Source organism: Enterobacter cloacae complex sp. ECC445, from assembly GCF_021892025.1.
Lineage (GTDB): Bacteria > Pseudomonadota > Gammaproteobacteria > Enterobacterales > Enterobacteriaceae > Enterobacter > Enterobacter chengduensis.
Genome location: NZ_JAKLRZ010000001.1, coordinates 12,435 through 23,975 on the forward strand (window position 1 = coordinate 12,435; position 11,541 = coordinate 23,975).

Sequence of the window (11,541 nt, forward strand, 5' to 3'; positions counted from 1 at the left end):
GAAATTTCTGTTGACGTAAGGTGGGTGTTTCCGGGTTTGCGCTTTTGCTCCATACTATTCACTTAATTACCAAAAAACGAAGGATGACCATTTTGGCAGGAAGTAGCTTATTAACATTGCTGGACGATATTGCCACCTTACTGGACGACATTTCAGTGATGGGGAAGCTGGCGGCGAAGAAAACCGCTGGCGTGCTGGGAGATGATTTATCGCTTAACGCCCAGCAGGTGAGTGGGGTTAGAGCAAACCGTGAACTGCCGGTGGTGTGGGGCGTGGCGAAAGGCTCCTTCCTGAACAAGGTGATTCTGGTGCCGCTGGCGCTGCTGATCAGCGCGTTTATTCCGTGGGCCATCACGCCGCTGTTGATGATCGGCGGGGCGTTTCTCTGCTTTGAGGGCGTCGAGAAGGTTCTGCACTCCTTTAGCGCGCGCAAGCAGAGCGATACCCCGGAGGTGCGCCAGCAGCGTCTGGAGGCGCTGGCCGCGCAGGATCCAAAAACCTTCGAGCGCGATAAGGTCAAAGGCGCCATTCGGACCGACTTTATCCTGTCGGCGGAAATTGTCGCCATTACGCTGGGCATTGTCTCCGACGCGCCGCTCCTCAATCAGGTGCTGATCCTCTCCGGCATCGCCATTCTGGTCACGGTAGGCGTCTACGGCCTGGTGGGGCTGATCGTGAAGCTGGATGATATCGGCTACTGGCTGGAAGAAAAGTCGAGCGCGGTGGCGAGAGGTATCGGCAAAAGCCTGCTGGTGCTGGCCCCGTGGCTGATGAAGAGTTTGTCGGTGGTGGGCACGCTGGCGATGTTCCTCGTGGGCGGCGGGATCGTGGTTCACGGCATTGCGCCGCTGCACCATGCCATCGAACATTTCGCCTCCGCGCAGGGGGCCGTTATTGCGGCGATCCTGCCCACGCTGCTGAATCTGGTGCTGGGATTTATCATTGGCGCTATCGTGGTCGCGGCGGTGAAGCTGGTTGAAAAACTGCGCGGCACCTCGCACTAATTGTTATCCGTTATGGGATGCAAAAAGACCATTCCTCGTCTAAATTGAAACAGTTTCACCCTGATACAGGAGGCAGGTATGGTCTTTTTGGTCAGTGATGAAGTTAAGCCTAAGAAGGGCGGCCCACGTATGATCGTCACCGGCTATTCCAGCGGAATGGTGGAATGTCGGTGGCACGATGGCTACAGCATCAAGCGGGAAGCATTTCGTGAAGATGAGCTTCAGCCGGGGGACGGGCAGCACAAGCGGGACAAGGCTTAATCACATAACGCCCGGCTTTGCCGGGCGTTTTTATCTCACGTACCGGGCGTAGGGCAGTTATCAGGGAGTGTGTGTGCAGCACGATACCTTTGTTGTAAGACAATCTTTTTTGCAATGGCTGCATAAGCGTAGCAATCCGGGCTTGATTGTTAATCTCTGCTTTCTGTTCGTTCTGGTCTTTTCCACGCTCCTGACCTGGCGCGAGGTGGTGGTGCTCGAAGAGGCGTACATCTCGAGCCAGCGCAACCATCTGGATACGGTGGCGAGCTCGCTGGACAGGGAGCTGCAGAACAGCGTTGACAGGATGCTGTTCTTCCGTCAGGGCATGGGGGATGCGATCCAGACGCCGCTGGCCTTTGACGTCTTAAAGGATGCGGTGTCACGCTTTAATACCGTCCGCATGCTCCCCACCTGGCAGCTTGCCGTTGATAAAAAACGTACCCTTCCCATCAACGGGGTGTCGGATGCGTTCGTTGAAAAAACCACGCTTCTCAATCGTGACGCCGAGCGCATCGGCCATGAAATTTCTGCCGCCCTGGAAGTGGGGTATCTGCTCAGGCTGGCGTCGTCGAGAGAGCAAACGGAAGCGCGGGTGATCTACGTTTCCCGCGCCGGTTTTTTCATTTCCACCGATACGCCGGACCAGGCGGGTGATATCACCGCCCGCTATTACAATCTGGTGACCCAGTCCTGGTTTACCCAGCAGTCCGAGCGTAACAATCGCGCGCGCGGTGCGCTGGTTTATCTCAACGCCTTCATCCTGGACCCGTGATGAACGCACGATCACCGCCAGCGTGCCTATATATTTCGATCGCTACTGGTATGGCGTCGTGGCGATGGACTTTACATTGAGCACGATGCAGCAGCTGCTGGCAGAGGCGACGGAAGACCGAACGGAGGGGGAGTATCAGCTGTACGATACCCGGCTCAATATGATTGCCACGTCTGCCCACGCGGGAAGCCCGGTTAACCACTTTGACGAACGCGAAACGGCGCAGATTGCCCAGGCGATTGAGCACGCGACCGGCGGCGGGATCCGCCTCGGAAGCCGCTTTATTAGCTGGGAGCGACTCGATCACTTCGATGGCGTCGTTCTGCGGATCCACACCCTGCACGAAGGGGTGCAGGACGACTTCGGCAGCATCAGCATCGTGCTGGCGCTGCTGTGGGCGCTCTTTACCGCCATGCTGTTGATCTCGTGGCTGGTTATCCGCCGCATGGTGAGCAACATGTACACGCTGCAGCATTCGCTTCAGTGGCAGGCCTGGCATGACCCGCTTACCCGGCTGAATAATCGCGGCGCGCTGTTCGATCGCGCCAAAATCCTGGCGGAAACCTGTCGTCAGCAGTTGCTGCCCGTCTCGGTGATTCAGCTCGATCTCGATCACTTTAAAAACGTCAACGACCGTTTCGGCCACCAGGCTGGAGATAAGGTGCTCTCCCACACCGCGGGGCTGATTGCGAGCGCGTTACGCAAAAATGATGTGGCAGGCCGCGTCGGCGGGGAGGAGTTTTGCGTCGTCCTGCCGGGGATCGGTCTGGAGGAGGCGAGGGGGGTTGCGGACCGCATTCGCTGCCGGATCAACAGTAAAGAGATCCTGGTGAAGAAAAGCACGACCCTGCGCATCAGCGCGTCGCTGGGCGTGAGCAGCGCGGATGAAGCGGGCCTTTACGATTTTGAACAGCTGCAGTCCATTGCGGACACCCGGCTCTATCAGGCCAAACAGCGCGGGCGTAACCGGGTCGTCTGGCGGGATCAGGACAGGAAGTGATCCAGCCCCTCCTGCCAGCCCGCGGGCCCAGGCTGCCGGGTGTGATAAACCCGCTCGGGGTTATCGTCCCGTAGCGTGATCCCCTGGCGGTTGATGCCCTTGATGACCACCGCGAAGTCGACGCTGTCGAGCAGCGGCGCATCGTTCGGGCCGTCGCCGAGCCCCAGCGTGGTGGGGGCGATCTCTTCCTGCTCGCGGTACTGGGCAATCAGCCAGTTCACCGCCACGTCCTTGCCGCAGCGGGCGTCGAGAATATGCCAGAAGCGCGCCCCCTGCAGACATTTCAGGCCGATGCGCGCCAGCTCCTCTTCAAACTGAACCATTTTCTCGTCGGTATCGCGCCAGATAAGCGTGACGGATGCCTCGTGCCTGCGGGCCAGCGCCGCACGGTAGCGCGTTAGCCCGGTCCACTCGCTGATGACGCGGTCATCCACGTCGTCAAAGGTGGTGAACTTAGCGCCCGTCTGCAGGCGAATGTGCTCGATTCGCGGGCGAATATCCCGATGCGCCGTCCCGCGTATCTGACGCTGGACCTTTTCCCAGCGCACGTCGGGCTGAATCACCGCGCCGTTTTCGGCAATAAAGGGTAAGCCTTCTAGCCCCAGATCCTGCTGAATATCCAGCATCTCTGCCGCAGTCTTGCTGCTGCAGAGAATGACCGGAACCTGGCTATCCAGCAGCCTGTCCAGCCAGGGCATGGCGGGTTGCCAGTCATAGGTATGAATATCCAGCAACGAGCCATCCAGGTCAGAAAAAATCAGCAAGTTATCCCGAAGTGAAGGCATAGCGACTCCTGGTGAGGGGGCTTCACCCTCTAGGAAAATTCTTAAAAACTGACCGAATGCGCCGCTGGAGAAATGGGAACAATTCCAGGCAAGCCCGCATTCGGCGCGTGTTATTGCGCATAGTAGAAAGCATAATGTTAAAAATATTATATTCATCGTAAGAATATATGCTTGTCAGACAAATTCGTTGGAGATAGTGTGGCATGTACATCAGATTTCCTGGTGTAACGAATTTTCAAGTGCTTCTTGCATAAGCAAGTTTTGATCCCGGTCATCCCCATGACCGGGATTTTTTTCGCCCTACCGATTGGCTTCCGACACGCTAAAGTCGTGAATATCAAGCTCGAAGGCCTCGGCCAGCTCGCGGTAGGTGTGATAATCCCTGCCGTTGACGATGACGCGGTCCGAATTATCGTCCGTCCGGCGGACTTCTGACTCGCTGATCTCATTGATGGCGGCCAGCAGGGCATCGACATCCACCTCGACTTCGCGCTTGATGGTATCGCTGTACGCTTTATCGGTCTTCATTAGGGGTTCCTCATTCAGCCGGGTCCAACGATAAGTATAGACTGTAGATAAAAACGCCATTCACGCCGGGCGGCGATGTGCGTTTTTGCGTTTTGTTCTACACTGGCTCAAAACCAGAGGAGGAATGTATGAAGGTCAACGATCGGGTAACGGTTAAAACGGACGGTGGGCCGCGCCGCCCGGGTGTGGTATTGGCAATTGAAGAGTTTAGCGAAGGCACAATGTACCTGGTATCGCTGGAAGACTACCCGCTCGGCATCTGGTTTTTTAACGAACTGGGGCATCCGGACGGCATTTTTGTTGAGAAAGCAGACTAGCACGGCGTCGGGTAGCACAGCGCGCCCGACAGCCTCACAGACGCAAAAATCTCTGGCCAGGCCAGAGATCAAAGGTAGGGTGCACAGGGTTTTAAGCGACTAACGCATGTTGACGAAAATCCCGTTCGTCACATTATCGGTCAGGCGTACCACATGGTAGATCACTTGCTTATTATGCGTTTTAATTTTCCGTTTAATATTTCCTTTGTGTGACGAAACGGTTTTCGCTTTAATATTCATCTGGTCCGAGATCTGAATAGTTCCTTGTCCCGCCATCCACATTCGCAGCATACTTGATTCAGTCCTGCTTAATGATAAGGTGGGTAAGTTAACCGCTCCTACATTTTTTACTTCTTTATTCAAATAATCACCCAGAATGTCATCCAGCGACTCGGGTTTAATCGATTTAGAACTGATCAATAAATTTTTACGGACCAACAAATACTCATCGAAATGGATATTCGCGATCGCCATAAAAACAATAAACAGGGTTTTTGGATGCTGATTAATGATTTGCTTAATGTGCTGACTGTTGGCTGGATCGTGAATGAAACAGTCCTCATTAATAAACACCACGCCTGGTTTTAGTTCGTCACAAGCGGCTGCGAGTTCGTCAACGGTGTGCGCATCGTTGATGTCTCTCTTTCTTACCCCTCTGCTTGCCAGGTACCCGGTTAACCCTAGCCGGGTGTAGCTGCATAAATCCATAATGATCGTTGACATGGCATACCCTCACTCAATGCGTAACGATAATTCACCATCTGCCTGAGAGCTCAAAACAGCCATACGGGATGGAAAAAAAATAATAAACCTGTGAGCATGACAAAGACTTTCAGGCGGACTCACTATCCCGTAAAGTTACGTATAATTTGCCAGGAATCTTCTTAAAGTAAAGTAAATATTAAGTATTGTGAGGTGGTTAGAAACAATTAAACCGCGTCAGATATATCCTGGAAGATGTTTTTCGCGTTTTATTTTAGGAATATCCTCAGAAAGACAATAGCAACAGTGCGGGTTATTATTTGCGTGGCAGTTCGCTAACAATATCCGCTAACAGGTTGAATATCTCGCCGAATAAATGTTCACAGAAGGGAGCGATAAGTGGCATCAGTAATGACATTAATAAAATGCCGACCGTTAAGGTGAGCGGAAAACCAATGACAAACACCGAGAGCTGCGGCGCCATACGGTTGAGTAAACCTAACGCCAGGTTGACCGTCAGCAGCAGGGTGATGATCGGCAGCGCCAGCATCAGCCCGTTCAGGAAAACCAGCCCCGCCGCGCGTGTGAGCGCCAGGAAGGCGTTGCTGTTCACCGGATTATCGCCAATCGGCAGCGTATGGAACGTATCCACCAGCATGGAGATAAGCCACAGATGACCGTTGAAGGAGAGGAACAGCAGCATGGCGAGCAGGTCGATAATGCGCGCGATCACGGGCATGTTGAGATGGCTGCCGGGATCGACAAACGTGGCGAACGATAGCCCCATCTGCAGGCCGATCAGTTCCCCTGCGGTACGCACCGCGGCAAAGGCCAGCTGCATGGTAAAGCCGACGGCGACGCCAATCATTATCTGCTGCAAGGCCACCCACACCGCGTTCACCGAGAAGATCGGAATATCCACGGGGGGCAGTGAGGGCGCGACGATAATGGAGATGATAATGCCCAGACCCACCTTGACGCGCTTGGGTATCGATTTCTCGCTGAGGATCGGGGCGGTGGAAATCAGCGCCATGATGCGCAGCATCGGCCAGAAATAGACGCCGAGCCACTGAACCCACTGGTCGCTGGTGAAGTGCAGCATCGTCAGATCAGCCGATGATGTACGGCAGGTTGGTAAACAGGTTGCGCATGTAGTCCAGCAACAGGTTCAGCATCCACGGCCCGGCCACGATAATCGCCACGAACACGGCGATGATTTTCGGAATAAATGACAGCGTCATTTCGTTAATCTGCGTGGCGGCCTGCAGAATGCTGATAATCAGACCAGTAACCAGCGCGACAAGCAGCAGCGGCGCGGCAACGGCAATCGCGATTTTCATCGCTTCCGTGCCCATCATCATGACCGATTCGGGTGTCATTGCCGTTCCTTAACTGTAGAAACTTTGCGCCAGCGAGCTGACCAGCAGCTGCCAGCCGTCGACCAGCACAAAGAGCATGATCTTAAAGGGCAGGGCAATGGTTGCGGGCGGCACCATCATCATCCCGAGCGCCATCAGGACGCTGGCGATCACCAGGTCGATAATCAGGAACGGAATAAAGATGGTAAAGCCAATCTGGAACGCGGTTTTCAGCTCGCTGGTGACATAGGCCGGCAGAAGAATACGCATCGGCACCGCTTCCGGCCCCTGCAGTTCGCCGGTATTGGACAGGCGGGCAAACAGCGCCAGATCCGCCTCGCGCGTCTGGCGCAGCATAAATTCGCGCAGCGGCTGGGCGCCTTTATCCAGCGCCTCCTGCATGGAGATTTTGTCTTCGCTGAACGGCTGGTAGGCGTCGGTGTAAATCTTATCGATCACCGGCGACATAATGAAAAAGGTTAAAAACAGCGCCAGCCCCAGCAGAACCTGGTTTGGCGGGGCGGAAGGGGTGCCCAGCGCGTTTCGCAGCAGACCAAAGACGATGATGATGCGGGTGAAGCTGGTCATCATCAGCAGGATGGCCGGAATAAACGTCAGGGAGGTGATGAACACCAGCGTCTGTACCGGCAGCGACCAGCTTTGTCCGCCGCCCGCGAGAGGGGTGGAGACCAGACCGGGCAGCTGTGCATAAACCGCGGGAGCAAACAGGCCAACGCCCGCAAGCGTCAGGGATAACAAACGGCGCATCAGGATCTCCCGGAACGCTTAAGCAAACTCTTCATGACGGACTGAAAATCCGCGGGGGCGTCTGCGCGCTCGTCCACCACGGCAGGGGCGGGCGGCAGCTTATGTAATACGCTGATGTTTGAGGCCGTCACGCCCAGGACCAGACGCGCGTCATCCACCTCGACGATGACCACGCGTTCGCGCGGCCCCAGCGTGGTGCTGGCGCTCACCTTCAGGCCGCGAGCACCGGCGGTTTTACCCGCCAGGCCAAAGCGCTTCGCCAGCCAGGCGGCGATAAGAATAAAGGCAATAATACCGAACAATGCCCCGCTCACCTGGAGCAGAGGCGAGCCGGGAACGGCAGAAGGTTGCGATAGTGTTGCCTGGGTTTTCATGCTTAACGGCTCAGACGACGCATACGTTCAGACGGGGTAATGATGTCGGTGATACGCACGCCGTATTTATCGGCTACTACCACGACCTCACCCTGGGCAATCAGATAGCCGTTGATCAGAATATCCAGCGGCTCGCCGGCCAGACCGTCAAGGGCCACCACGGAACCCTGCGTCAGGCGCAGTAGCTCTTTAATGGTCATACGGGTACGTCCCAGCTCAACGGTCAGCTTTACCGGGATATCCATAATCAGGTCGATGTCCTGCAGCGTGCCGCTAACGTCACCGCCGCCGAGCTGCTGGAATACGGCATCCGCAGCGCTTTTGGCCGGAGTCGTTTTTTGCTCGTTTAACGCGTCAGCCCACAGATCGTCCAGTGCTCCGCTGTTTTCATCGGACGGATTGTTCATGTCACTCATTTGGGCTGTTCCTCATTCAGCGAATTCAAAATCGGGTTGATCAAGTGCTCAACGCGTAACGCATACTGACCGTTAATCGTGCCGTACTGGCTTGTCAGCACGGGGACACCATCCACATGGGCAATAATGCGGTCGGGTTTTTCTATCGGCAAAACGTCACCGGGTTGTAATTTCAGGATCTGGGATAACCGCAGCGGGATATCGGCGAAGCTCGCCACCAGCTCAAGCTGTGAATGCTGGACCTGGCGGACCAGGTTTTCTCGCCAGTTCTGGTCTTCGTTGCGGGAGTTCTCCAGCGGCGGGTTCACCAGCAGCTCGCGCAGCGGTTCGATCATGCTGAACGGCAGGCAGATGTTGAACTCGCCGGTCAGGTTACCGATCTCCACGTGGAACGGCGTGTTCACGACGATATCGTTCGGAGAGGTGGTGATATTGGTAAATTTCACCTGCATCTCGGAACGGACGTACTCCACTTCCAGCGGGTTGATCGCTTTCCAGGCGTCGCTGTACGACTCCAGCGCCAGCTTCAGCATGCGGTTAATGACGCGCTGTTCGGTGTGGGTAAATTCGCGACCTTCTACCTTGGTCGGGAAACGCCCGTCGCCGCCGAACAGGTTATCCACCGCGATGAACACCAGGCTTGGGGAAAACACCACCAGGCCGGTGCCGCGCAGCGGCTTAAGATGAATCAGGTTAAGGTTGGTTGGCACCGGCAGGTTGCGGGCAAACTCATGGTATGGCTGAATGCGGATCGCGCCGACCGTGATATCCGGGCTACGGCGCAGCAGGTTAAACAGCCCCATACGGAACTGACGTGCAAAACGCTCGTTAATGATCTCCAGCGCCTGCAGACGTTCACGTACCACGCGGCGCTGGGTATTCGGGTCATAGGGACGAATATCGCTATCGCCGCCAATCCCCGGTTGCGGATCATCGTTTTTATCGCTGTCGCCGTTAAGCAGCGCATCGATTTCTGCCTGAGAAAGAATACTGTCGCCCATGTCGTTACCGCAGAATAAATGCTGTATACAGAACGTCAGTGACTTCCTGCTTAGGTTGGCCGTTTACCAGCGGGGTCGCCAGCGTTTGTTTAATGGCGTCGACGAGCTTTTGCTTACCCACATCGGTGGCCAGCGCCAAAGCGTCCTGACGAGAGAACAGCAGCAGGAGGCGGCTGCGCACTTCAGGAAGGTAATCGTTCAGACGTGAACGGGTGGCTTCATCTTTCAGGCGCAGCGTAATGCCCACATAAAGCACGCGATCCGCATCACCCAGATTGACGGTGAAGGTATCCAGCGGGAAGAACACTGGAGCCGGCGGAGGTGGCGCTTCAGCCTTGGCTGCAGCGGTGGTCGGTTCCTGCTGCATACGCCAGTAACTATAGCCCGCGGTGGCGCAGGCGGCGAGCGTGATCAACACCAGCAGCGGGATCCAGATGGAACGCTTACTTTTTTTGGTGATAGCGGAGTCAGTCATCTGATACGAGCTTCCTGTTTCGGTACAGCTTAATAAGGTGATTATCCCGTGTCCTGCTGCCGTCAAAGCGTGGAAAAGACGGGGATAATCACGCTACCTCTGGCGTTTAGGCGAAGATGTCTACGGCACCGTTACCGCGCGCTGCGGATTGCAGGGCGGCAGGAACAGGCAGTAATTCATCGCTCTCTTCATTAAACCCGCCGGTGTTGCCGGAACGCGAAGCCTGGTGCTGCTGCTGGGATGAGGAGTGCTGCTGCCCGGCGAAGCTCTCGCTGCTGACGCTGCTCTGTGCAAGCTGAATGCCGTTCTCCGCCAGCGAGGTTCGCAGCACCGGCAGCGCGGCTTCCAGCGCCGCACGCACGTGGCTATGCGCGGAGACCATCTGCAGCTGCGCCTGGTTATCATCCAGCTTAAGCGAGATTTGCACCTGACCCAGATCTTCCGGGTGCAGGCGCAGCTCGGCCGTCTGCTGGCCCTGCTTGGTGAACAGCGCGATGTGCTGGCTCAGGGACTGCTGCCATTCGTGGGTGCCCAGCGGCTGGCTTAACACCGGTGCGGTGGCAACGGTGGCGGCAGGCTGGCTGGTGGCATGGCTGGACAGAATCGGCGCCAGGGTGGCCGTTGGGGAGGCCGTGGAGGAGGAACTGGCGAGCTCCTGCTTGTCTGCCGCGGCGGTGACAACCGGCGTGGCTGGCGCATTGGCTGCCAGATCCGGGACGCTGGTTTTCGCCTGGCTCTGATATGGCTCAGCCGTCTGGCCTTTATCATGGCTTCCCGCAGGCGCGTTCAGCGGCAGCTGGCACGCCCCATGTTGAGCGAGCGTCGCGGTACCGAGCGCCGACCGTGCGGCAATACCGTCATTGCCCTCGGCGTGAGCGGTGCGGGTCTGCTGGTGCGGCAGCATGGCCATCAGCGCGCTTAATCCGGCCAGCTCTTCTTCAGTCAGTTCGCTTTTGCCGTCGTCCTTGCCGTTGGCCGCCGTCAGCATTTTCTGGGCATCGCCCTTTGACAGCGGCACCAGCCCGGACATCAGGGTTTCAGGCGCTGTAAGCTGGGCAGTTTCATCGCCGCTCAGGGCTGGCTGACGCGCGAACAGGTCGGCAATTTTGGCCTGCAGGGCGGTATCACCTTTAGCGTCCTGAGCCACTTTTGACAGCTTGCTGCCGGCGGCTTTCAGGTCAGCCAGGGTCAGCGGCGCATCTTTACCCTTGCCCGTAGCGTCCGACAGGGCGCCCGCCAGCAGGGAGAGAAAGTCCTGCGCACCGTCGGCGCCTTTCCCCGTTTGCGTGCCGCCCGACAGGTCGCTGTCGCTCATCAGCAGTTGTTGCAGTGTGATCATTCCGGTTTCCTCATTGATGCGCGCTGGGCAAACTCATCCATTTTTTTCTGATCCAGACGGTTTTCCGCCAGGGTCGAGGCTGCAATCTGCCGGTCCTGTAAGGTTTGCCAGGCCTGCAGCCGCTGTTTTTTCTCGCGCCAGAAGTTCAGCGCGGTATCGACTTTTTGGGTCCACTGGTTAAGCTGCTGGCGATGCTGTTCAATCGCCTTTTCCAGCGTCTGGATAAACTGCTGATAGTTAATCCAGCGCTGGCTGCCAATGCCCTGCGTCATATCGGTATTGAGGTTGGTGCGATACTCATGCTGATAGTCGATTAACATCTTCAACTGTTCTTCAGCCTGCTGGCACCCGCGTCGCATTGCGCCAAGCTGCAATGCGGCATCATCAACTTCTTTTTCAGCCAGATCTTTCAGCGTTGATAACGCGCTGTTTTGCGCCATG

The 11,541-nt window shown here is 56.4% G+C and carries 14 protein-coding genes and 2 pseudogenes; 4 read left to right on the plus strand and 12 right to left on the minus strand.

The genetic code is table 11. From position 1 onward, the window contains the following. Positions 1–83 precede the first annotated feature (83 nt). The 3 genes and pseudogenes from L6R44_RS00055 to dgcQ all read left to right on the plus strand — a co-directional run bounded on the left by L6R44_RS00055 (position 84) and on the right by dgcQ (position 3,037). Positions 84–1,004, plus strand: a complete 921-nt coding sequence (locus L6R44_RS00055; protein WP_374206854.1) for a DUF808 domain-containing protein — start codon at positions 84–86, stop codon at positions 1,002–1,004. 78 nt (positions 1,005–1,082) lie between these two features. Further along, positions 1,083–1,265, plus strand: coding sequence for a YodC family protein (locus L6R44_RS00060; RefSeq protein ID WP_008500307.1), 183 nt, complete (start codon positions 1,083–1,085; stop codon positions 1,263–1,265). A gap of 73 nt (positions 1,266–1,338) precedes the next feature. Next, a pseudogene (gene dgcQ, locus L6R44_RS00065) lies at positions 1,339–3,037 on the plus strand (cellulose biosynthesis regulator diguanylate cyclase DgcQ). On the opposite strand, the gene L6R44_RS00070 reads toward dgcQ, so the two are convergent. Both L6R44_RS00070 and yodD read right to left on the minus strand, forming a co-directional pair. Continuing rightward, positions 3,022–3,822, minus strand: a complete 801-nt coding sequence (locus tag L6R44_RS00070) for a mannosyl-3-phosphoglycerate phosphatase-related protein (RefSeq protein WP_237422859.1) — start codon at positions 3,820–3,822, stop codon at positions 3,022–3,024. The pseudogene dgcQ and the gene L6R44_RS00070 sit on opposite strands and share 16 nt — an antisense overlap. 300 nt (positions 3,823–4,122) lie before the next feature. Continuing rightward, positions 4,123–4,350 (minus strand): YodD family peroxide/acid resistance protein, encoded by a 228-nt coding sequence (gene yodD / locus L6R44_RS00075; RefSeq protein ID WP_032641438.1) that lies wholly within the window; start codon positions 4,348–4,350, stop codon positions 4,123–4,125. A gap of 128 nt (positions 4,351–4,478) precedes the next feature. On the opposite strand from yodD, the gene dsrB reads away from it, so the two are divergent. After that, entirely contained in the window at positions 4,479–4,667 is a 189-nt protein-coding gene (gene dsrB / locus L6R44_RS00080) for a protein DsrB (protein WP_008500312.1), read from the plus strand. Positions 4,668–4,766: 99 nt separating this feature from the next. Here dsrB and rcsA read toward each other — a convergent pair whose 3' ends face one another. From rcsA to fliJ, 10 genes and pseudogenes are all read right to left on the minus strand, one after another. Beyond that, positions 4,767–5,390, minus strand: a complete 624-nt coding sequence (rcsA, locus tag L6R44_RS00085; RefSeq protein ID WP_008500313.1) for a transcriptional regulator RcsA — start codon at positions 5,388–5,390, stop codon at positions 4,767–4,769. A gap of 288 nt (positions 5,391–5,678) precedes the next feature. After that, positions 5,679–6,471, minus strand: a pseudogene (fliR, locus tag L6R44_RS00090) (flagellar biosynthetic protein FliR); the annotation flags it as partial. A 7-nt stretch (positions 6,472–6,478) separates the two neighbouring features. Beyond that, complete coding sequence (fliQ, locus tag L6R44_RS00095) at positions 6,479–6,748, minus strand: flagellar biosynthesis protein FliQ (RefSeq protein WP_008500315.1); 270 nt, start codon at positions 6,746–6,748, stop codon at positions 6,479–6,481. A 9-nt stretch (positions 6,749–6,757) separates the two neighbouring features. After that, the gene (gene fliP, locus L6R44_RS00100; RefSeq protein WP_008500316.1) at positions 6,758–7,495 is read right to left on the minus strand and encodes a flagellar type III secretion system pore protein FliP; all 738 of its coding nucleotides are present in this window, start codon (positions 7,493–7,495) and stop codon (positions 6,758–6,760) included. Next, positions 7,495–7,869: a flagellar biosynthetic protein FliO gene (gene fliO / locus L6R44_RS00105; RefSeq protein WP_032641435.1), complete on the minus strand. Its 375-nt coding sequence runs from the start codon at positions 7,867–7,869 to the stop codon at positions 7,495–7,497. Before fliO ends, fliP begins: the two co-directional genes overlap by 1 nt. Before the next feature lie 2 nt (positions 7,870–7,871). Further along, entirely contained in the window at positions 7,872–8,285 is a 414-nt protein-coding gene (gene fliN, locus L6R44_RS00110) for a flagellar motor switch protein FliN (protein WP_014170738.1), read from the minus strand. Beyond that, on the minus strand, positions 8,282–9,286 hold the full coding sequence (gene fliM, locus L6R44_RS00115) for a flagellar motor switch protein FliM (RefSeq protein ID WP_014170737.1): 1,005 nt from the start codon (positions 9,284–9,286) through the stop codon (positions 8,282–8,284). Before fliM ends, fliN begins: the two co-directional genes overlap by 4 nt. 4 nt (positions 9,287–9,290) lie before the next feature. Next, entirely contained in the window at positions 9,291–9,761 is a 471-nt protein-coding gene (fliL, locus tag L6R44_RS00120) for a flagellar basal body-associated protein FliL (RefSeq protein WP_237422861.1), read from the minus strand. Between the two features lie 106 nt (positions 9,762–9,867). Further along, positions 9,868–11,100: a flagellar hook length control protein FliK gene (gene fliK, locus L6R44_RS00125; protein WP_237422862.1), complete on the minus strand. Its 1,233-nt coding sequence runs from the start codon at positions 11,098–11,100 to the stop codon at positions 9,868–9,870. Beyond that, positions 11,097–11,540 carry a flagellar export protein FliJ gene (gene fliJ / locus L6R44_RS00130; protein WP_006811155.1) on the minus strand — a complete coding sequence of 148 codons (444 nt, stop codon included), beginning with the start codon at positions 11,538–11,540 and terminating at the stop codon, positions 11,097–11,099. The genes fliK and fliJ overlap by 4 nt, the downstream gene beginning before the upstream one ends. Position 11,541: the final 1 nt, after the last annotated feature.